This is a genomic window from Brevibacillus sp. MER 51, assembly GCF_023714195.1.
Classification (GTDB): domain Bacteria; phylum Bacillota; class Bacilli; order Brevibacillales; family Brevibacillaceae; genus Brevibacillus.
The window spans coordinates 18,135-39,546 of sequence record NZ_JAMAUS010000004.1; the positions used below are offsets into that span (position 1 = coordinate 18,135).

Below are 21,412 nucleotides of genomic sequence, written 5' to 3' on the forward strand. Positions count from 1 at the left end.
TTTTTGATATAATGGCTGTAGAAATACAGCTATTTTGTTTTGGGGGAAAAACAACAAGGGGGAGCGAGCCATATGGTGAAACAGCAGGAGGAGCTGGCCCATCCATTGACAGCTACTATCACGAAGACAAATACGCTTTTGCATATTCAGAGTCTCCTTCCCTCCTTTACGAAATCGGAGCAAAAGGTTGCCCATATCGTCTTACAGCAGACAGACAGCGTGATTTATTCATCGGTGATTGACCTTGCCGAAAAGGCAGGAGTGGGCGAGACGACCGTTTTGCGATTTTGCAGGAAAATAGGCTTCCATGGCTACCAGGAGTTCAAGCTGGCATTGGCACAGGAATTAGTCAATCCAGTCAAAAACTTGCATGGCGAAGTAGGAGAAGACGATTCTCTGGACATCATCACGCACAAAGTAACCGCAGCCAATCAACAGGCGATCGGGGATACCTCGGCCCTGTTTCAGATCGAACAACTGGAGCGTTGTGTAGACCTTTTGCAAAAAGCAAACACGATCCATTTTTACGGGGTAGGTACGTCAGCGGTAACAGCCCAGGATGCCAAGTACACATTCTTGCGGATCGGGCTTCGCGTGGACGCTTTTAATGAATCGCATCTGCAAGCGATGGCTGCGGCTACTCTGGGACCGGGGGATGTTGCGATCGGTTTGTCTGTATCAGGCAGTACGAAAGACACGATCGATTCATTGAAAGTCGCCAAGCAGGCAGGCGCAACTTGCATTTGCCTGACGCACTATCGACGCTCGCCGATCACGAATGTAGCGGACATTACGCTATTGACCGCAGCGCAAGAAGGTCCATTGCAGGGAGGCTCTCTCGCAGCGAAAATTGCACAGCTGCATGTACTGGATGTCATTAGTACGACAATCACGATGCGCAACAAGGAAAAGGCCCTTTTATATAAAGAAAGAACAGCGAAGGCTGTCCTGGAGAGAAAATATTAAGTGGTTTATTTTATATGGAATAGGAGTGGTTGGAAATGAAGCTCGTGATCGTGAAAGATTACGCGGAGCTCAGCAGAAAAGCTGCTGAAATGCTCGTGAGCGAAGTAAAAGCAAATCCGAAAACCGTCTTTGGTCTTGCAACCGGAGGCACGCCAGTAGGGATGTACCGTGAGCTTATCAAGCTGTCGCAAGCACAGAGCATCGATTTTTCGCAAGCGAGCAGCTTTAATCTGGATGAATACGTCGGACTTTCCTCGACTCATCCGCAAAGCTATCGCTCGTATATGCAAGAAAACTTGTTCAATCTCATCAACATTCCTGCGGAGAATACACATGTGCCAGTTGGGAATACGCCAGATCATTTGGCAGAGTGTGCACGCTATGAGGAAGCGATTCGTTTGGCAGGTGGGATTGACATCCAGGTGCTGGGGATCGGCAATAACGGCCATATTGGCTTCAACGAGCCTGGCTCCCCTGCCGACTCATTGACACGCGTCGTCCAGCTCACTGACAGCACTATCGAAGCAAATGCCCGCTATTTTGATAGTGTGGATCAGGTGCCGACTCAGGCCGTTTCTATGGGGATCAAGACGATTCTTGGCGCTAAAAAAGTCGTACTTCTTGCAAGTGGAGAGGCAAAGGCAGAGGCAGTGCGATTGATGCTAGAAGAAGAGCCTACGGCAGATGTCCCAGCCTCCTTATTGCAATTGCATAGAGATGTAACCGTTTTTGTAGATCAGGAAGCAGCGAGCAAGCTGACCACCTCCGTACTGGCAGGAACCAAACCAAGCGGCAGCTAATGCACCGCTTGGTTTTCATTTTGCTTGTTCACCAATCTGTTCCGAATACGCACTTGTTCCTTATGCTATACTGGGAATGTTGCAAGAAGGTCACCAGATTTTTCAAAGGAGCTGATTTTAATGAGCGCAAACGAAGCGTTGCTTACATTAGAAGGTTGGTATACGTATCATAATTTCCGCACCATCAATTGGGAAAAGTGGAAAGCAGCGTCCGCAGCAGAACGCCAAGAAGCGTTGGACGAGCTGAATACATTGATCCGCACATGGGAAGCGAATGAGGGCGAGAACCAAGGAAGCACCGCTGTGTACTCCATCCTCGGACACAAAGCAGACCTCGTGTTCATGTTCCTGCGTCCAACTATGCAAGAACTCGATGAGATCAAAACAGCGTTCAATAAGACCCGCTTTGCTGCTTATACAGAAGCTCCTTATTCGTATGTATCCGTAGTAGAGCTGAGCAACTATGTACATAACCCAGGCGAAGATCCAAAAGCGAACCCGCATGTGCGCGACCGCCTCTATCCGATCCTGCCAAAGTGGGAGCACATTTGCTTCTATCCAATGAACAAAAAACGTGATCTGCAAGACAACTGGTACATGCTCTCCATGCAGGAGCGCCAAGAAATGATGCGCTCCCACGGCTTGATCGGTCGCTCCTACGCTGGCCGCGTGAAGCAAATCATCGGTGGCTCCGTTGGTTTCGACGATTGGGAGTGGGGCGTTACCCTGTTTGCCAACGATCCGCTGGAATTCAAGCATATCGTCTACGAAATGCGCTTTGACGAAGTGAGTGCGCGCTTCGGTGAATTCGGCAACTTCCTTGTAGGAAACGTATTGAACGTAGAAACACTGGCGAAAAAGCTGGAAGTATAAACAACATGCCCAAAAATCCGCTGTGCGAGATCGTCGCATTGGCGGATTTTTTTATTTCAGCCTTTATTGTTCAAAAATGGTAAAATAAGGTTGTTTTGAATTGGAGAGGAGAGGTTGATTTGTGTTAAAACGTACTTCATCGTGGAGACTTTCACTAGGAGTGTCATCTACCCTTTTGATGACAACTGTATTTGCTCCAGTAGGGGGAGGAATTCTGACGCCAGTCGTATATGCTGCCGAGAAGACACTTTCGGAGAAAGAGGCAATCGCGCTTGCCCAGAAGCAGTTGGCGATGCTGGGTGAGTATAAGTTGAGAGATGCCGAATTTGTAGACGGCATTGAAATGTTATGGGGAAAATCAATATGGTATACCAGCTGGAATAAAGAGAATGGTGGAAGTTTAGGTGTGCAACAGGATGCAACATCAGGGCAAATATGGAAATACGAGTATCTTGAGGAAGAACAGGACTGGGAAGCAAATCAACAGAAGCTTACGGAAGATCAAGCGTTTCAAGTGGCTATTCAATTTCTTAAGCAGGTAGCGACAGAAGAAGAACGGAGCCGTTTATCCAAGCCCAATGAATATCCTGATTCGGACATTTTCTATACGAGTGATAAACAGGGAATAGATGTAAATTTTACTCGTATCGAAAACGGGATTCCTTTTCTTGAGAATGGGTTTCGACTGATAGTGGGCAATGATGGGGAGGTGACCTATTTTGAGCGGCGCTGGTCCGAGGGGAAACTTCCAGATGCTTCGAAAGTCTTAAAGATAGCGGAAGCTGAGAGGAAATGGGATGAAGGGGCATTTCCAACATTTTTAAACAAGGATATGGCGTCCGTCTCTCGTAAGGAAACTGAACGATACCAGCTCGTGTATGAATTCCAGAGAATCGACCCGCAGTATGTCGATGCCATCACAGGAAAGATGCTCGATTCATACGGACAGGTTGCCCATGAAAGGAAGATACAGCCGTTAGGGAAAACCGTTCCTCCATCCACCGCAGAAAGAAAGCTCATTACGAAAGACGAGGCGCAAAAAATAGCAGAGCAACAGCTCAAAAAGCTCCCTGGTACATACCTTTTGAATAACAGGATTATTGAATCTGGCTCAGGATTGAATGATAAGGTTTGGTTTTTCGAGTTTACCTCCCAACCAGGGGATGGCAAAAAGTCAGATACTGTGAAAATTGGGATTAACGCCAGTGGCTATTTAGTCCAATACAACTTGAATCAAAAAAACAGATTCAGGGAAGAGAGCAAGAAAGTAGAAAAGGGTATTACCTGGGAACAAGCACAAGAGAGTGCACGAAAACTCGTACAAACCTTCTACTCCGATCAGTTAGGGATCATTTACGCAGTCGACAATGCTCCAAGTGAGGAAAAGATCAAACAAATTTGGGAAAATGATGAACTGTATGAGGTCGAATTCGGCTATCTGATAAACGGCTTACCGGTAGATGGTGCGATCTTTGAAGTCAATGTTGACGCTGAGACAGGGGAAGTAGTGGATCTGTATAACCACCTGTCTAATCATGCGGGGGATTCATCTCTTCCCCAAAAAAATGAAGATGGTAACGATCTGAGTACGGCGAAAAAAGTCGTGAAAGAGAATAAAAAGCTCATGCTCACTTACTTTCAGCCAAAAGTAAGAGGGGGTAATGGACGAATGAAAATGCTCGAACAACCCCTCCTCGTCTACCGTTATGTGGGAGAGAAAGGGCTCGTCACAGCAGATGGCAAGTGGCACAGTTTTACCAAGGAACGGAAGCAGTAGCCCAGTGGGTAACAAGCCAGACCGCATAAATACCCGCGCCGACATTCCTGCAAAAATTTATGAAACCTTGTCTTTGGTTCCCGGACACTTTTTGTTAAAGTAAACAGGAAAGCATTTTTGACAGCGGAGGGGAACAAGACTGGGCTTTCTCAAGTTTAAAATTGGTTATCGTACGTTAAAAACAGCCATTGGAACGGCTATCTCGATTCTGATCGCCCAGCAGCTAGGCTTGATGTTTGCTTCTTCAGCGGGGATCATTACGATCTTGTGTATCCAGGTAACAGTCAAGCAATCGTTTCAGACAGCGTGGAATCGGATTCTGGCCAGTTTATTGGGTCTGGGAATCGGTGTTTGCCTGTTTTCCCTTATGGGTTATACGCCGATTGCCATTCTCCTTTTCATTTTGCTTTTCTTGCCACTCGCGGTACGTTTTGGCATTCAGGAAGGCTTCGTCAACAGCATGGTTGTGCTCATGCATCTGTATTCTTCAAAGAGAATCGACGGGATGCTATTGCTAAATGAGGTCGCTTTGCTCGTCATCGGTGTGGGCGTAGCCCTACTGGTCAATCTGTACATGCCGAGCCTGGATAAAGAGCTAAAAGGGATGCAAGTAAAGGTGGAGAAGCTGTTCAGCAAAATCTTGCGGGAGTTCTGCTACTACTTGCGTCACGGGGAAAGTGAGTGGGACGGGAAAGAATTGATCGAAACAAATGGTGTATTGGAAACGGCGATTCGTTTGGCTTCACGAGATGTTGGCAATCGATTGGGCCGTCGTAACGATTCGTACTACGAGTATTTTGTGATGCGGCAAAAGCAGTTCGAGCTACTGGAACGCATGATGCCAATCGTCTCTTCCTTGGACAATCAGGTGGCGGAGAGCCATCGGATCGCAGATTTTCTTGAGCGAATCAGCGACTCGGTACATCCGGGCAATACCGCCTACCGCTTTATCGACCAACTGCGCGTGATGCAAGAGGAGATCAAGGCAGCAGATTTGCCGCGAACGCGGGAGGAATTTGAGACACGTGCCTCGCTGTTCTACCTCCTTCGGGAAATTGAGAGCTATTTGTTCATCAAGCATGAGCTAGGCAAGAACAGGGACGAAAAGGCACAGGTGGCAAAGAGTTAGACAGAACAGTACGTAACAATGAAAGAGTTGTAGAATACCGAAGGAAGGCTGCGAATACTTTTCGCAGTCTTTTTTTGTTTTTCGGTAAAAACCCTGTGAACTTTTCATTAAAACCAAAAAATTACACAGTTGTCCTAGTACGTTTTTGAACTTACTTGTATACCGTGTACAAGCGGCGAAAAAAATCAAAAGAGTAGGATCAAGGAGATGAGAGTGACCAGATGAAAATAATTGTGAATGAAAAAGAGTTGAAAGAGTATTTTCAAGGGCTGCGACGTCTCGTTTGGGGAAAAGACCAAAGAGACGAAGAAGTCGAAAATGAGAAGGAAGAAGCAGTTCGTTGTTCGCTTCGCAAAGAGCTGTATGCAGAAGAATTCGCCGCGTTTCTGCAAGAAAACCACAGTGATTTGCTTCGACAAGATTCTTTTCGTAAAGTGCTGCTGCGCTATTTGCATGAAACCGTCGAGCTGGGAACAGATGCAGGAAGTGTCACAGGGGTCCTGAACGAGGTTGGCCGGGACTATGCTGAAATCATAGAGTCAAGCGGTACACGTGTGCTGATTCGTTTCACGCAAATTAATTATGTTCATGAGGTGTAAGGAGGAGAAGACAAATGAACTATGTTCAAAAATTGAGAACGTTTATAGGCGATAGTGTACAAGTCATAACCGGATTGGACGTGACTACCGGTGAGTTGCTCAGCGTGACCAATTCGACATTAACCGTGCTTGCAGCAAGTGAGCCCGGCTATGGCGGTGGCCAAACAGTGGTATTTCAACTCGATCGCATCACGTATGTGCGCGTTCTCTAATGGCAGAGCAGCAAGGGAGAAGGGGCCTAGTGCCCCTATCCATTCTAATTCCTGCCGTGCATGGGACAGCTCATTTGCCAAAGCTGATTGCGGTATGTAAACAGCTTGAACCTCTGGAGATCATCGTGATTTCGAAAAGGGCACTGGAACATGAAGCAGGTGTGCGCGTCGTTCTTGCAGAGGCAGTCGAGAATCTATTCTCATGGCGGAGAGAGGCTGCCAAGCATGCAAAAGGGAGTGTCCTGATTTTTCTTGGCGAAGAACAAATCGAAACGCTGTCTGGATTGCAGCGCTTCTTGTTCCCGATTTTATATGGCAATGCACAGGTCGTTTTGCCCCAGCATGATCTGCGACACAGGAGGATGACAAAACCAAGACCCATCCACAGTTTTTCCCTGCTGGTAAATAACCTCTTCGGTCGAGCTGATCTGCGCGAAGCTTCCTTGCTGGACACACCTCACGCAATGACCAGAGAGGCACTTTCCAAAATTGGAGTGGAACAGTTGGCACAGCCTGCCGAAGCGCACAAGCGGGCGGTCATGAGTGGGCTGTCCATTACCGCGCAAACCATGGGAACAGGGACGGAAGAACGGATGTTTTTGCCACAGCTTCACGGTTCGTCGCTCAAAGAGCTCTCTTTGTATGAAAAGCTGGTGATTGCCGAACAGCTTGATCTTGTCTCGCGTCTTCCTTTTCGCGGCGGACTGTCCGATGGAGGTCGGCGAAGAGATGTAGCAGAGAATGTGGGCGGTAAAAACTGGGGTATGCCTGTGATGCAGGTAGGCAAATGGCCCTTGCGACGAACAACTCTTTACGGTGGGAAGACGGTATCGGTGATCATTCCAGCCCTAAACGAGGCAGCGACGATCCAGCAAGTGATCCGTGAAGTTTTTCGGCTGGAGCCTGTTGAAATTATCGTGGTCGTCAATGGCTCGGTTGATCAAACGGCACAGCTTGCCCGTGAATGCGGCGCGACGACCGTAGAGTTCCCCTATGCATTGGGTGTAGATACAGGACGGGCAATTGGAGCAAGTCTGTCGAAAGGCGACATCCTGTTGTTTGTCGATGCGGATACGATTATAACTGCCCATGATCTGTATCCATTTGTTCTCGCATGCGAGTGCGGCGTGGATGTGGCCCTAAATGACGTTTCTGTATTTCTGAATCAACCTTGCGTAGACAATGTCTTTGTGGCTTGTCGCCAAGCTCTCAACTTGGCTTTAAATCGTAAGGATTTGGGGATCGGGTCTATGGCGACCGTCCCCTTTGCCTTACGAAGGGAAGCGGTTGCTCCGCTCGGGTGGCCCATACTGCTCTGCCCGCCAAAAGCCCAAGCAGCATATGCACAAGCAGGTGTAAAGATGGAATTGGTTCATCAGGTGAACAGCTTCACCTCCAACCGACTCCGGCCAGAAAAACACTTCGCCAGCTCTGGAATGCCCCCTGCCGTCGAACAGATTGCGGGTGACCACGTGGAAGCTTTGCAGTTTCTGGCAAAAGAGCGGTGATGTGATGCGATTTGGAAACAAGAAGACTGGAAGGAGGATATGAAATTGGCAAGAGAGAGAATAGAAGGTCTGGTAAGTGTTGTCATTACCAATTTCAATAGGGCTGCTTATATACGTGAATGCTTGGACAGCATCCTCCAGCAAACCTATGAGAATTGGGAGATTGTCCTGATCGATGATGCATCGACAGATCATTCCGTAGAAGTGGTCAGAGAATGGCTGGAAGAGAGTAAAAGTTTTTTTCCAAGAGAGAATCAGGTGCTGATTCATGAGCTCCCTCGCAATATTGGCTTTTCGGGTGCCATCAACGTCGGGCATTACCTGAGCAGAGGCGAGTTCATCGCGATTCAGGACTCGGATGATTTCTCCCATATCCTGCGTTTTTCACGGCAGGTTGAATACTTGAAAAATCATCCCCAGGTTGATTTGGTCGGTACGAATTACTATGCGTTTTCGTCCGATAATCCGGAAAAAAAGCAGCTCGCTGGATGGATCAAGTACGGCGATGACATTCGCAAAGTATACGGAAACGGGGGACACTGCGTCTGTCACGGAACCTGCATGTTTCGAGGGCGATTGTTTGACCAGATTGGTGGCCCGACACGCCGGATTGAGGGTGCAGAAGACTACGAATTTATCGCCAAAGCTTTGAATGCGAGAGCAGGCGTGAACAATATAGCAGAAGCATTGTATTATTACCGCACCCACGCTGAGCAGCGTTCGGCCCACTATTATCGGAAGAAGGGAGGGTAAAAAGTTGACTAGCAGTAATGATCGGATATTGATGGTGCTGGACAGTTTGAGGACAGGCGGAACGGAGACACATGTTCTTAGCATGGGTAAAGCATTGAGGAAAAAAGGCGTGCAACTGTTTTATGCAGGTGGCAATGGCCCCTTTTACCAAGAATTTGTTGATGCAGGCTTTTTGATAGAACCAATAGAATCCGCACGTGAGCCGCTCCAGGCACGCAGACAGCATCTGATCGAGTGTTACCGTGCATGTATGAAGAAGCATCGTATTACCATCGTCCATGTGCACCAGACGCCATCAGGTTTTCTTGCTGCTACGGCAGCCAATGAGCTTGGCATTCCTGTCGTGTTCACCCTGCATGGAACGTACTATCCAAAGGATGAGGCGATAAAAGTAGCCCAGCTCTGCTCCGCTGTTATCAGTGTGAGTAAACCTGTCCAACTATTCTGGCAAAGGCGAGGGGTAAAAACCACACTCATTTCCAATGGGGTTGATGTAGAAGAGTTTCAGTCTGGCTCTGCAAGTAAGGCTGATGTGCCGTCATTGCCGCCTGATGCCATGGTGGTTACGTACGTGAGCCGGTTGGCTTGGCAAAAAGCGACGGTGTGCAACATGGTGTTGCGGGCAACCAAAACACTGCGGAGTGAAATCCCCAACCTGCATATCGTGGTGGTGGGTTCAGGTGCCCAGGCCATTCATGTTCATGAGTTGGCCAAAGCTCTGAATAAAGCCGCAGGGGAGCCCTATATTCACATTGTGGGGGAGCAAACAGATGTCCGGCCGTATTACGAAATCAGCGATTTGGTGATTGGAACAGGGAGGGTCGCACTCGAAGCGATGGCGTGTGGAAAGCCTGTGCTTGCAATCGGTAATCATGGCTACGTCGGTATGGTCGAACCTTCGTCTTACGAGTTGGCATGGGACTGTTACTTCGGTGACCATTCCTCTGTGCAGAAGCCGTCTCCTGCGTTGATTGATAGTGCTTTGCGTCAAGCATGTAGCGACCGGAGTCAATTGAAGGAAATAGGAGGTAAAGGAAGAGCGTGGATTCAAAACCATTTTCATATCACGCAAAAATGTACCTCCTTGCTTACCATTTATGCACAAATAAAGAATGGAGGGGGGGCGGCAAGCATGAAAAAAATTTTGTACGTTGGCTGGTTAGGTTTCAACAATTTGGGCGATGAGCTGATGTGGCATGCCTTTTACGATCTGTCATGCAAATACCTCGACCCTACACAATACAAGGTAATACCTTCCCTGCCCGGGGTTGATCTGAAGGATTTAAGCCCATATGATACCGTCGTTTTGGGGGGAGGATCGCTTCTCATCCCGGGGTATGTGGATGTAGCTTATCGTGCTGTTGAACAGAAAAAAAATCTATGGGTCTGGGGAAGCGGATTTGACTCGCAAGATCAAGTCGAGCTGGATTCTTCCGGCAGATTGACGAACAAGCTGATAACTGGCCAAGATAAAATGAGCCACATGCTGCAAAAAATCGCCGAGCACGCCACGTTTTTTGGTGTACGCGGACCACTTACACTCCAATACCTCCAGCAAGCGGGAGTGGGAGAAAGGGCAGCGATTAGCGGAGACCCGGGGATGCTGCTTCTCCCCGCATCATTGCCAACAGTGGTAGATAAAAGCAAGCGATCCACGATTGGCATCAACTGGGGTACGTCCTATAACCGGATTTATGGGAAAAACGAGACCGCAGTAGAGGATGGGCTTGTACATGCAGCCAAGAAGCTGATCAAGGCAGGCTACGATATCCACTTGCTCACCATGTGGGGACCGGATCGGGAAGCCATTAAAAGACTGTACAAAAAAATCGACGATCCAGCTCATACAATCCTCGACCTGGAGCTGCACGATCATAAGCGAATGCTGCAGCTGATGAAAGGCTTTCAGGCGACGATCAACTTTAAGTTGCATGCGAATGTGCTGAGTGCCGCTGCGGGTGTTCCGTTCGTTTGTTTGGCGTACCGCATTAAGGGCATTGACTTCGCTTATTCACTGGATCTCCCAGAGCTCATCGTGTCAACAGGCGAGCCGCAATTAGGTGAACGAATTCTTTCCTGCACCTGGGAGGCAATCGCACGCAAGGAGCAGATCGCAGCAAAATTGGCGGCGAGTCAGAAAAAAATGATCGATAATTTGGAGCTGCCGTTCATCCAAGGCTTGCTGTAAGGCCATTTGTACAATGAAAAAGAAAAAGACGAGGGGACCTGCATATTCGCTACAGGTCCCCTCCATCGTTGTCGTGACAAAAATCAGTACTCACTATGCTCCCGCAAGCTGGCTACAGGAACACTCATCTCCTGATCCGGCTGGTTGAGCGGGTAAATCCTCGCCATGTCGTTGTCATCATCGATATGCTGGATGTATACAGGTATTCCGTCGCAGGTAACATTCGCCATAACGGGCGAAGCGGCGATTTCTTTCGCGCGCTGTATATTCATTTTGATTCCTCCTGTCATTTGTAACAGCTTTAATATGTACGTCAGCCCAGCATGGTATACTTTTTACGCCTGTTGACATTCCCTAAAATATGTAATAAATTGAAGATAGAAATTACTACGAAATCGTACTAAAAGGAGTCGCCGGTATGCATCAACTATATGACCTCTTTCTGAAAACCGGTTTACGTCCGTTCGCCTTTATGTCCGATACGATGCAGCTGGAAGAAAAACTGACTCGCTCTGATTTGTCGACCCTCCTCATCCTGCTTTTCCGCGGAGACTTGACGATGTCAGAGCTGGCTGCGGAGATGGGGGCGCCGCTTAGTTCGATGACTAGCATCGCGAAACGGCTTGAACGCAAGGGATACATCGCGAGGGCTACCTCTGTAGAGGATCAACGGGTGAAGCTCGTCACGCTAACACAACCAGGCAAACAGCTCGCCAAAGAATCGGAGCAAATGATGCTGACGATGCTGGGAAGGCTTCAAGAGGCATTTACGCCGGAAGAAATGGAGCAATTCACTACCCTTTTACTCAAAGCCGCCAAGGTATTTCAGGACGGAGGACCTGTCAAGCCTCGTGAAACAAAGGTTCGTTCCATCAAGATCAACATTGAGGAATAGTCTGATCGAGCCTGCTTCTTTTTTTGTCTAATTACTACGAAATCGTATTAAATGGATCGTGAAGGAGAGAGTCGAGATGAGAATCGTCATTTACACCGGCAAAGGTGGGGTTGGGAAGACGAGTGTTGCAGCAGCAACGGCTGTGAAGCTGGCAAAGCAGGGAAAGAGGACACTCGTACTCAGTACGGATGCCGCACACAGTTTGGCAGATTCATTGGGGACTGTGATCGGACCAGATCCCGTACCAATCAGTGAAAATTTATGGGGCCAGGAAGTAAACAGCTTGCGGGAAACCGAGCGCAACTGGGGAGCCGTTCAGGGATGGCTGACAACACTGCTCGACAAAGCACAGCTGACTGATATTACAACGGAAGAGATGCTCGTTTTTCCTGGCATGGAGGAAATGTTCAGTTTGCTACAGATCAAGGAACACGCCATGAGCGGGAAGTTCGACGTCCTGGTAGTGGATTGTGCCCCAACCGGGGAAACACTGCGTCTGCTTAGTTATCCGAATGTATTGAATTGGTGGCTGGAGAAAATTTTTCCGACCGAGCGCAAGCTGATTAAACTGGTTCGCCCAGTGGCCAAGATCGTCAACAAAGTAGAGCTTCCTTCTGATGATGTACTAGACAGTGTCGAGCAGCTCGCTCGAGGGCTGGAGGAAATGCAACGCATTGTTTTGGACCCGGAGATTACATCAGTGAGGATCGTAGTAAACCCGGAGAAAATGGTGCTTGCGGAAGCAAAGCGATCGTTCACGTACTTGAATCTGTTCGGGTTCAATACGGATGCCATCATCGTGAATCGGGTGCTTCCGGACGAAGCAGGAGAAGGCTTTTTTGCCCACTGGCGAGAGCTGCAACGAAAGTATGAGAACGAAATCGTGGAAAACTTTCAGCCGCTGCCGATTTTGAAAGCACCGATGATGCCAAAAGAAGTGATTGGGCTTCCTGTTTTAGAAGAATTGGCAGATATCGTTTTTGGAACAGAAGACCCATCGGCCAGGCTTTATCAGGGCAGAACGGAACTGATTCGAGAAGTGGACGGCGAGCTGCATTTGGAGCTGATGATTCCTTTTGTGGATAAAGCAGCCTTGGATTTAACGCAAACAGGGGATGAATTGACCGTAAATGCAGGTGCCTACAAACGAAAAGTCATCTTGCCACGCGTATTAATGGGACGACGGGTTACAGGAGCGAAATATGCGGAAGATCGGCTGATCATTCGTTTTAGCGCAAGGGAAGGGGCTGCTCAGCATTGAGAGGTACTGGATTGAATCGGGTGCTGACGATTCTTACGAACATGGAACAGTACGGAACCGAGCGCCATGTGAAAAATGCCTGCCAAGAATGGCTACTCGCATCGCGATCAGTGATCGACAGCATGATTGATGTGTTACAGGATGAACAAGACCGTCCGAGAGCTCATAAAATCAACATTTCTAAGGAATAGGCCAACTTGAGAGGAGAGAATTGACATGGTAAGTGGGATCAAGCGCCAAATGGGTTTCACGCTCATGATTACAGGACTGCTGCATACAGTTGTCGGTCTGTTTTTATACGCGGAGCCGCTTCAGCAGATCGTCGCAAACGGTTTTTGGAATGCTGTAGGGAAAGAAGAAGTTGCTGCTGTCTGGTTTATGATGTTTGGCTTTTTGCTGATGTTGCTCGGATATATGGCGGATTGGTTGATGAAAAAGAAGGGAATGGAGACGCCAGCTGCCTTTGGGTGGACGTTACTCGGGATATGTGTGGTCGGGGTAATTGCCATGCCTACCTCTGGCTTCTGGCTTGGTATACCGCAGGCTGGCATCCTGCTGCGCAAGTGATGTAAGAAATTTGCGGATAGGTAGATGGTTCAGATAAAATGAATGTAACCATTTTCCATATGGTTCAATATCCGAGGTGATCTTCCTTGAGCTTCTTAGATGCAAATAACCCCCCTTTACACCAGAGGATCCTGAACGTGTACAGTCCGGTACTAGGTGGGCCATACAAGCTGACAGGAAAACTAGAGTCGCAGTACGTCCCTCATCGAGATCCACAGGCGGTGAATTTTCAGCTATGTCTCGTGGGGAGATAGCGGAGTGGGCAACTTCTTCGTTCGCAGGGAGGATCTGCTTCGTCTGGTTTTTCAAAGGCTTCGTATTCATGGGATTGTTTATAAAAGAAAGATGGGGATACAACGATGGCGCACATACATGACGTCCAAACCTTAATCAAAGAATCGCAAAAGACCAGAGTGAAATACTTGTTCTTTTGGGGACATACACAGAAGGAATCAGGCACGATCGATAAATCTTGTTTCAGCCAATGGTATCCGGCCGCATTTGTAGAGGACGGTATCACGTACCTGACCGCTGAGCATTACATGATGGCGAAAAAGGCTGAGCTGTTCGGCGATCTTGCCATCCGTGATGAAATACTCAAGAAAAGCCATCCAAAACAAGCGAAGGATTTGGGACGAAAGGTTCATTCCTTTGACGAGGCTGTGTGGAATGCGAACAAGACGGCGATTGTACGTCAGGCAAACCTGTTAAAATTCAGCCAGCATGCCGATTTGAAAGCATACCTCTTGGACACAGGTGACCGCATTATTGTCGAAGCGAGTCCTTATGATCGGATATGGGGAATCGGGATGGCCCAAGATCATCCGCATGCGGAACAGCCCGAGAAATGGCGGGGAGAAAATTTGCTCGGTTTTGCATTGATGGCAGTCAGGGAGCAGTTGCGTTCGTGATTCGGATTACCAAAATCGGAGAAGAACCCGTCGAGCAGGTTCCCTATCTAGCAGCAGGCGCGAATGGCAAAGGTGTTGTTCCGAGCATGTTGCCTATCTTTTTTGGGGAAATGGCGAATATTCCTGAAGCTTATGAGGCGATCATCATTACTTCCGATCTGCAAGGGGTGATAGAGTCTTGGCACGGGCAGCAGCAGGTACTGCTTGGCGAAGCGTTGCCAGAGATAGTATCACTGTTACTCCAGATCGAAAAGTCATCCATTTCAAGGGAACGCGTTCTGGTCTTGCTATGCGGAGACTTGTATGCCGATCCTTGGAAACGGGGAAGTAGCGGGGACCCTTCCTCCGTATGGCAGGCCTTTAAACGCGAGTTTGGAGAGGTGGTCGGGGTTGTTGGCAATCACGATTGGTTTGACTCTGGTTCCTTCGCACAGCTTCAACGCATGGCAGACATCACCGTAATCAATGATCCTGAAATGGTGCAAGTCAGCCAGCTCCGTATTGCGGGCCTGGGTGGAATCGTAGGTCGTGCGGATAGACCGAATCGGAGGGAAAGGAAGGAGTTCCTGAATGGAATGCGGGAACTGCTTCGGAAGCAGCCTGACATTTTGTTACTTCATCAAGGTCCGGATGAGCCTTCATTCGATCTGCAAGGCTTGCCTGAGATTCGTGAGTGCTTGCAGCAGCATCCTCCAGTACTCGTCTGCTGTGGGCATGTTCACTGGGAGCGGTCTTGGATCGAGCTTGCCCAAGGGACACAAGTGTTGAACGCGGATGGGAAGCTATTTGTCTTTACGAAAAAAAGTGGTTGAGCAGACGTTGTGCTGTCGACCACTTTTTTCTATCTACTGAACGGAAAATGCATTTTTTACCTGATCAAGCGACATGACCATTTGCACATCCAGCTTGCCCTCCAGTGGCTGTTGGCGAGGCGGACGTTTTGGTGTTGATGAAAACTCCTTCACGATGTAATTTCCTGTCCAAGAGGGCGGAATGGTAAAAGTAAATGTCTCGATGATCGGGATCGGCACCGTGAACTGATTGTTTATGGTTCGACCTTTGATCTCATCGGTTGCAGGTCTTTTCACTTCTCGTTCAGGGTCAGATGGAGCCGTTTGCTGTGGCGGTGGTGCTGCTTGTGGACCTGGCAGTGAACAGGCGGAGAACAGAAAAATGATGATGAGTCCTACAGAGAAGTACGTTGCTGCTTTCATCACGGTCCTCCTTGATGTATAAAACACTCCCGTTTATTCATTCCTCGCATGGAGGAAAACTATTCCATATCCCTATCATGAATATTTATTCAATAAAACATATTTTTCTTGAATATCAGAAAATATATAATTATAATTTAAATCAGAAATCATTTCCGGTATTCGGAAAAACTAATACGCAATTCATCCGGGATATAAATGGGGGATAGCAGGATGATTGAGGTTAAGCAGCTTGTCAAATCTTTTGGCCCGTTAACCGTGTTGAAGGGCGTTACGCTCACGGTGGAAGAAAAGGAAGTTGTCGTCTTGCTTGGAGCCAGTGGTTCAGGCAAAAGTACTTTACTCCGATGTTTGAATTTTCTGGAATTTTATGACAGCGGAGAGATTCGAATCGGGGGTCAGCAGATTGATCCACACAAGACGAATCTGAATCAGTTCCGCGCCGAGGTTGGCATGGTTTTTCAGCACTTTAATTTGTTTCCGCACAAGACCGTTTTGGAAAACGTGATCGAGGCACCTGTTCACGTCAAAGGGATGAATGCAGCAGAAGCCAAACAATTGGCGTACGAGCTCCTGAAAAAAGTGAATATGCAGGATAAAGCCGATGTCTACCCGGACATGCTCTCCGGTGGACAAAAGCAGCGGGTTGCCATCGCACGGGCGCTTGCGATGAAGCCGAAGATCATGCTGTTTGATGAGCCTACCTCCGCACTCGATCCCGAGCTCGTCGGTGAAGTGTTACAGGTCATGAAGCAGCTCGCTAAAGAAGGAATGACGATGATCGTCGTGACGCATGAAATGGGCTTCGCTCGTGAAGTAGCAGATCGGGCGGTGTTCATGCACGATGGGCAAATCCTCGAGCAAGGACCGCCGAGTGAATTCTTTGAAAAACCGCAGCATGATCGTACCAAGCAATTTTTAGGCAGCATCCGTTAAAACCCACGAAAAAGCTAGTTCAAAAGGCGTCTTTTGATCACGAATAATAGAGATGAATACAGGGGGAATCACCAATGAAAAAACGTGCAAAATGGTCTGGAATTTTGTTGTCCACTGTTCTGGTAGGCTCGTTGTTGCTCTCGGCTTGTGGATCACAGGAAAGTGCGCCAGCAGCAGGTGGACAAGCTTCTGGAGACGGGGGAAAGAAAGATTTTACGTACGCCATGAGTGGCGTATACAAGCCGTTTAGTTTCAAGGAAAACGGGCAATTGACCGGCTTTGACGTAGAGATCGGACAAGCGCTGGCAGAAAAAATGGGCATGAACGCAGTGCCGATCACCAATCCATTCGAAACGATCATCCCTGGTCTGGACGCGAAAAAATACGACGCTGTCATCGGGAGCTTGACCGTCACACCTGAACGCCAAAAAGCTGTTCTGTTCACGAATCCATACTACCGTTCCGGTTCGCAAATTTTCGTGCAAGAAGGCAATACAGCGATCAAGAGCAAAGAGGATTTGAAAGGCAAAAAGATCGGCGTCGTGAAAGCATCCAACTACTTGGATTGGGCGAAAAAGCTGACCGATGAAGACAAAATTACTCAGTATGATAGCGATATCACCGCTTTGCTGGACTTGCCGACAGGACGTCTCGATGCTGTGATTACCGACCAGGTAGTAGGCTTGCGTTTCATTAAAGAAGGCGGCGGAAAAGTGATTGATGTAGGTGAACCACTCAGCTTTGACGAGCAAGCGATTGCTGTGCGCTTGGGTGACCAGGAGGCAGTGGAGCGGATCAACAAGGCATTGGATGAGATCGTCAAAGACGGTACCTATGAAAAGATCAGCCAAAAATGGTTTGGTCGCAATATCTTGCAAAAACAGTGAGTGGGCAACGGGGTGTCCGTGATGGACGCCCCCCTTTTTAACGCTTCATGTGAGGAGGATTGAACGTGATTATTGATATTTTTCTGTCCAGTTATCCCCTTTTTCTAAAAGCGACATGGCTCACGGTTCAGTTGACGGCAGTTGCCCTGATCCTCGGTTGTGGGGTAGGTCTTGTCATTGCCTTTTTCCGAATATCCGATTCCAAAGTGTTGAACTACATCGCACACACCTACATTACCGTCATTCGTGGAACGCCTTTGATTGTGCAAATCTGTATTCTGTACTTCGGCTTGGCGAATATGGTGACATTGTCCCAGTTTTGGGCAGGGGCCATCGCGCTTGCGGTTCATAATGGTGCGTATATTGCAGAAATCTTCCGAGGCTCCATCCAGTCAATCGATCGCGGGCAGATGGAGGCTTCCCGATCACTCGGAATGTCGTATCCGTTGGCGATGCGCAGAATCATTTTGCCGCAGGCGTTCCGTCGGGCGATCCCATCGCTTGGCAACCAGTTCATTATCGGGTTGAAGGATTCGTCGTTGGTCGCCTACGTAGGGATGCAGGATTTATGGGGAACGGGCCTCGGTGAAGCAGCTTCCAACTACAAGCAGTTGGAGACGTATATGGTCGTCGGGTTGTACTATCTCGTGCTGATCATGATCTTCTCGTATTTCGTGAACAAGCTGGAAGCAAGACTTGCCAAAGGAAAAGCCCCCACTAAACAAACGAAAGATAACACGAGTGTTGCAGCGTAACTTTATGTCATGGAGGACGAAAGAAGGATGGTTCAATCAGTCGAACGGGCGATGAAAATTATTCGGGTACTGATTTCAGACGAAAAACATGCTTGGCCGATTTCGGAGCTGGCGAGCGCAACAGGTCTTCCAATCAGTACGCTCCACCGTTTTCTCGAATCCATGATCCAGTTCGGATTGGTTGAGCAGGATCCAGTCACCAAGCATTACAAACCGGGATATACGTGGATGGAAATCGGTTTTATCCTGCATGAAAAGCTGAACCTGCGGGCTGTGGCGAAACCTTTCATGGAGGAGTTGGCGAATGAAGTCGAGGAGAGTATCTTCCTCAACGTATTGGCGGGGACGGATTCGATGCCGATCGAAAAAGTAGAAAGTCCACTGAAGATACGCATCGACGAGAACCTGGGGGAGCGGATACCTCTCACAATCGGCGCCCCCAGTAAAATCATTCTCGCGTATTTGAAGCAGGATGCGATCACGAAAGTCGTTTCCGCCCAGCTTGCACGAGACAAGCAGCCGTCATTTTTGGAGCAGCTGAGTGAAGCCAAGAAAAGTGGCTATGCGATCAGCTACGAGGAGAAGACGGAAGGCACCATGGCAGTTGCCGCACCGATCATCGGCTACGGAAATCAACTCGTCGGAGCGCTCTCGATCAATGCTCCGTGCTTTCGGGTGACAGAAGATCGATTGCCCCAACTCATCGAAAAAGTGAAACGTCAGGCTGCGACGATTTCGGCAAGAATCGGCGGCGCATAGGCAAACCCTCCATTCCAGCATCTGTTGGTGGAGGGTTTGCTTTTTTTAATAGGAACCATTGGATCTTTCAATTTTTTCGCCCTGAAAAACTGTGTTAGTGTGAAAGAAACAGTGGGGAGGGAAGATAGACATGTTTCCATTTCGCGTCATCAATCAGGAAACCACGGAAGATGTGCTGGATATGGCTAGCGTGATTGAAGTGGTCGAGCAAGCCTATCTAATGAAATCGAGTCAGCAGGCGACGTTGTTTCCGCTCATTTTTCATGAGTTCGTAGAGGGGAAAGCCGACATGGATATCAAATCCGGTCATTTGCCCCAAGCCGATATATTTGGACTCAAGCTCGTCTCGTGGTTCGGTGACAATGACAAGAAAGGCCTGCCACAATTAGTGGGTACGGTGATGGTATTGGATAGCCAAACTGGCGTACCGCAGGGGATTTTGAGTGGAGAGCACATCACTTGTATGCGTACAGGAGCTGCCGGTGGAATCGGGGCAAAGTATTTGGCACGTCCCGAATCAGAGAACCTGCTGATTGTCGGGACGGGACATCAGGCTCCTTTTCAAATCATGGCGACACTGATGACGATGACAGAGATCAAGCGGGTGTACATCTGCAATCCGCGATCACCAGAAAAGGCGCAAAGCTTTGCCGCCAACATCAAAGAAAGCTTATTGACCAGATTCGTTTCCAAATATGCAGGAGAAGAGTACGAGCGGTTTGCCAGCCGTTGTGACGTGCAGTTTATTGCAGTGGACAACCTCGAAGAAGCGACTAGACAAGCAGATATTATCATCACCGCAACCTCTTCACGTGAACCGATGATCCAAGCGGAGTGGGTGAAGCCGGGGACGCATATTACCTGCATAGGGGCAGACATGGAAGGAAAACAGGAAATCGATGAACGGCTTTTTGCAAAAGCGCGCGTCTTCGTTGATGATGTTGGACAGGCTGTACGCCTGGGAGAGACGAAGGTAGCTGTAAAAAAGGGTCTGTTAACAGAAGGCGATATCGCAGCAGAGATCGGCAATGTCATCTCTGGTCAAGCCCAAGGACGACAACATGTAGAAGAAATCACGATTTTTGATAGCACCGGGATCGCGTTCCAAGATTTACTGACAGCTGCACACATTTTGAAAGTGGCGGATAAACGCGGTGTAGGTACGATAGTGGATCTGTAAAAGTGAAAGGATAAGGAGAGGAACGACGATGAGAATTGCACCTTTTAAAGTAGAAGAATGGATGAACGCTTACGAGATGGAGGCAGTTTACAATATTGCCGAAACATGCGTTGATTCACTGACGGTAGAAGAGTTGATTCGCCTTTCCGATGAGCCGGAGGATTTTTTCCGCGAGATGGCCCAGAAGAAGCTGACATACGGACATATCGAGGGTTCACCGGAATTCCGCAGCCTCGTCGCGAGTATGTATCAAACGATGAAGCCGGAGAACATTTTAGCGATGAACGGGGCGATTGGAGCGAATTTTCTTACCTTGTTCTCGCTCGTTGCACCTGGTGACGAAGTCATTACCGTTCATCCGACCTATCAGCAAATTTATTCGGTACCGGAGTCATTCGGAGCGCAGGTCAAGCTGCTCAGACTTTTGCCGGAAAATGATTTTCTGCCTGATCTGGATGAGCTGCGCTCGCTCGTTACAGACAAGACCAAGCTGATCTGTATCAACAATCCGAACAATCCATCCGGAGCTTTGATGGGGGAAGGGTTGCTGCGAGAAATCGTAGAGATTGCCCGCTCTGTTGATGCCTACCTGTTGTGTGACGAGGTATATCGAAATTTGCACCAAGACCCGGAGGTTGTGGTACCATCCATCGTCGACCTGTACGAAAAAGGGATTGCGACAAGCAGCATGTCCAAAGTGTTTTCGTTGGCGGGCTTGCGTCTGGGATGGATTGCAGCACCTCAGGATGTGATCAAAAGCTGCTTTACCCACCGCGATTACACGACCATCAGCTGCGGGATGCTGGATGACATGCTGGCTGTCCATGCACTGAAAAACCGTGACAAGATTATGGAGCGTAGCCTGAAGATCGTGCGCGACAACCTGCAGATTCTCGATGAGTGGGTGGCGAAGGAGCCGTTGGTCTCTTACGTAAAGCCGCAGGCAGGAACAACCGCAATGCTCAAGTACGAGCTGGATATCCCTTCGGAAACGTTTTGCATTGACCTGTTTAAAACGACAGGGGCGTTTTTGACACCAGGCAGTTGCTTTGACATGGAAGGGTGGGTACGAATCGGGTACGCCTGCTCGACGGAAGTGCTTCAAGTAGGTCTGGCAAAAGTATCGGAGTTTTTGGAGTCACGCAAATAAGGGATAAAGTAGGAGAGGGAGTGTCTCTTCGGTAGAAGAAAAGAGACACTCTTATCCTGGAATTCTAGCATACAGGCTTGATCTTTATTGTA

24 protein-coding genes and 1 pseudogene are annotated in these 21,412 nt (G+C 48.5%); 23 read left to right on the top strand and 2 right to left on the bottom strand.

From position 1 onward, the window contains the following. Positions 1 to 72 precede the first annotated feature (72 nt). The 10 genes from M3630_RS09850 to M3630_RS09895 all read left to right on the top strand — a co-directional run bounded on the left by M3630_RS09850 (position 73) and on the right by M3630_RS09895 (position 10,805). Positions 73 to 966: a MurR/RpiR family transcriptional regulator gene (locus tag M3630_RS09850; RefSeq protein WP_221866713.1), complete on the top strand. Its 894-nt coding sequence runs from the start codon at positions 73 to 75 to the stop codon at positions 964 to 966. Positions 967 to 1,001: 35 nt separating this feature from the next. After that, on the top strand, positions 1,002 to 1,766 hold the full coding sequence (gene nagB, locus M3630_RS09855; RefSeq protein ID WP_251251970.1) for a glucosamine-6-phosphate deaminase: 765 nt from the start codon (positions 1,002 to 1,004) through the stop codon (positions 1,764 to 1,766). Between the two features lie 120 nt (positions 1,767 to 1,886). After that, complete coding sequence (gene hemQ, locus M3630_RS09860; RefSeq protein ID WP_017252188.1) at positions 1,887 to 2,639, top strand: hydrogen peroxide-dependent heme synthase; 753 nt, start codon at positions 1,887 to 1,889, stop codon at positions 2,637 to 2,639. A gap of 178 nt (positions 2,640 to 2,817) precedes the next feature. Further along, positions 2,818 to 4,416: a YcdB/YcdC domain-containing protein gene (locus M3630_RS09865; RefSeq protein ID WP_251252226.1), complete on the top strand. Its 1,599-nt coding sequence runs from the start codon at positions 2,818 to 2,820 to the stop codon at positions 4,414 to 4,416. 160 nt (positions 4,417 to 4,576) lie between these two features. Beyond that, complete coding sequence (locus M3630_RS09870) at positions 4,577 to 5,545, top strand: aromatic acid exporter family protein (protein ID WP_353057226.1); 969 nt, start codon at positions 4,577 to 4,579, stop codon at positions 5,543 to 5,545. Between the two features lie 221 nt (positions 5,546 to 5,766). After that, positions 5,767 to 6,144, top strand: coding sequence for a DUF2642 domain-containing protein (locus tag M3630_RS09875; RefSeq protein WP_251251971.1), 378 nt, complete (start codon positions 5,767 to 5,769; stop codon positions 6,142 to 6,144). A gap of 14 nt (positions 6,145 to 6,158) precedes the next feature. Beyond that, the gene (locus tag M3630_RS09880) at positions 6,159 to 6,356 is read left to right on the top strand and encodes a hypothetical protein (RefSeq protein ID WP_251251972.1); all 198 of its coding nucleotides are present in this window, start codon (positions 6,159 to 6,161) and stop codon (positions 6,354 to 6,356) included. A 29-nt stretch (positions 6,357 to 6,385) separates the two neighbouring features. Beyond that, a complete protein-coding gene (locus M3630_RS09885) occupies positions 6,386 to 7,864 on the top strand; it encodes a glycosyltransferase (protein WP_251251973.1) in 1,479 nt (492 codons plus the stop codon). A 45-nt stretch (positions 7,865 to 7,909) separates the two neighbouring features. Further along, entirely contained in the window at positions 7,910 to 8,617 is a 708-nt protein-coding gene (locus M3630_RS09890; RefSeq protein ID WP_251251974.1) for a glycosyltransferase family 2 protein, read from the top strand. 4 nt (positions 8,618 to 8,621) lie between these two features. Then, on the top strand, positions 8,622 to 10,805 hold the full coding sequence (locus M3630_RS09895; RefSeq protein ID WP_251251975.1) for a glycosyltransferase: 2,184 nt from the start codon (positions 8,622 to 8,624) through the stop codon (positions 10,803 to 10,805). Positions 10,806 to 10,888: 83 nt separating this feature from the next. Here M3630_RS09895 and M3630_RS09900 read toward each other — a convergent pair whose 3' ends face one another. Further along, complete coding sequence (locus tag M3630_RS09900) at positions 10,889 to 11,077, bottom strand: small acid-soluble spore protein H (protein WP_173612038.1); 189 nt, start codon at positions 11,075 to 11,077, stop codon at positions 10,889 to 10,891. A 146-nt stretch (positions 11,078 to 11,223) separates the two neighbouring features. Between M3630_RS09900 and M3630_RS09905 the strand changes: the two genes are divergently transcribed. The 7 genes and pseudogenes from M3630_RS09905 to M3630_RS09935 all read left to right on the top strand — a co-directional run bounded on the left by M3630_RS09905 (position 11,224) and on the right by M3630_RS09935 (position 15,251). Next, positions 11,224 to 11,700: a MarR family winged helix-turn-helix transcriptional regulator gene (locus tag M3630_RS09905; RefSeq protein WP_173612037.1), complete on the top strand. Its 477-nt coding sequence runs from the start codon at positions 11,224 to 11,226 to the stop codon at positions 11,698 to 11,700. A gap of 76 nt (positions 11,701 to 11,776) precedes the next feature. After that, a complete protein-coding gene (locus M3630_RS09910) occupies positions 11,777 to 12,961 on the top strand; it encodes an ArsA family ATPase (protein WP_232774737.1) in 1,185 nt (394 codons plus the stop codon). Further along, positions 12,958 to 13,152: a hypothetical protein gene (locus M3630_RS09915; protein ID WP_251251976.1), complete on the top strand. Its 195-nt coding sequence runs from the start codon at positions 12,958 to 12,960 to the stop codon at positions 13,150 to 13,152. Before M3630_RS09910 ends, M3630_RS09915 begins: the two co-directional genes overlap by 4 nt. A gap of 25 nt (positions 13,153 to 13,177) precedes the next feature. After that, complete coding sequence (locus tag M3630_RS09920; RefSeq protein WP_251251977.1) at positions 13,178 to 13,528, top strand: DUF6463 family protein; 351 nt, start codon at positions 13,178 to 13,180, stop codon at positions 13,526 to 13,528. 237 nt (positions 13,529 to 13,765) lie between these two features. Then, positions 13,766 to 13,866 (top strand): annotated as a pseudogene (locus M3630_RS31330) (DUF1963 domain-containing protein); the annotation flags it as partial. A 21-nt stretch (positions 13,867 to 13,887) separates the two neighbouring features. Then, positions 13,888 to 14,439 (top strand): riboflavin biosynthesis intermediates N-glycosidase, encoded by a 552-nt coding sequence (locus tag M3630_RS09930; protein WP_173612032.1) that lies wholly within the window; start codon positions 13,888 to 13,890, stop codon positions 14,437 to 14,439. After that, positions 14,436 to 15,251 (top strand): metallophosphoesterase family protein, encoded by an 816-nt coding sequence (locus M3630_RS09935; RefSeq protein ID WP_251251979.1) that lies wholly within the window; start codon positions 14,436 to 14,438, stop codon positions 15,249 to 15,251. Before M3630_RS09930 ends, M3630_RS09935 begins: the two co-directional genes overlap by 4 nt. Before the next feature lie 33 nt (positions 15,252 to 15,284). Here the strand turns inward: M3630_RS09935 and M3630_RS09940 are convergent, their stop codons facing one another. Continuing rightward, a complete protein-coding gene (locus tag M3630_RS09940) occupies positions 15,285 to 15,653 on the bottom strand; it encodes a hypothetical protein (RefSeq protein WP_251251980.1) in 369 nt (122 codons plus the stop codon). 213 nt (positions 15,654 to 15,866) lie between these two features. Between M3630_RS09940 and M3630_RS09945 the strand changes: the two genes are divergently transcribed. From M3630_RS09945 to M3630_RS09970, 6 genes are all read left to right on the top strand, one after another. Continuing rightward, complete coding sequence (locus M3630_RS09945; RefSeq protein ID WP_251251981.1) at positions 15,867 to 16,589, top strand: amino acid ABC transporter ATP-binding protein; 723 nt, start codon at positions 15,867 to 15,869, stop codon at positions 16,587 to 16,589. Between the two features lie 74 nt (positions 16,590 to 16,663). Continuing rightward, positions 16,664 to 17,476, top strand: a complete 813-nt coding sequence (locus M3630_RS09950) for an ABC transporter substrate-binding protein (protein WP_173612028.1) — start codon at positions 16,664 to 16,666, stop codon at positions 17,474 to 17,476. A gap of 65 nt (positions 17,477 to 17,541) precedes the next feature. After that, positions 17,542 to 18,231, top strand: coding sequence for an amino acid ABC transporter permease (locus tag M3630_RS09955; RefSeq protein WP_056491238.1), 690 nt, complete (start codon positions 17,542 to 17,544; stop codon positions 18,229 to 18,231). Between the two features lie 27 nt (positions 18,232 to 18,258). Next, a complete protein-coding gene (locus M3630_RS09960) occupies positions 18,259 to 18,990 on the top strand; it encodes an IclR family transcriptional regulator (RefSeq protein ID WP_173612027.1) in 732 nt (243 codons plus the stop codon). A 130-nt stretch (positions 18,991 to 19,120) separates the two neighbouring features. Beyond that, entirely contained in the window at positions 19,121 to 20,170 is a 1,050-nt protein-coding gene (locus M3630_RS09965) for an ornithine cyclodeaminase family protein (RefSeq protein ID WP_251251982.1), read from the top strand. A 28-nt stretch (positions 20,171 to 20,198) separates the two neighbouring features. Next, positions 20,199 to 21,320, top strand: coding sequence for an aminotransferase (locus tag M3630_RS09970; protein WP_251251983.1), 1,122 nt, complete (start codon positions 20,199 to 20,201; stop codon positions 21,318 to 21,320). Positions 21,321 to 21,412 lie beyond the last annotated feature (92 nt).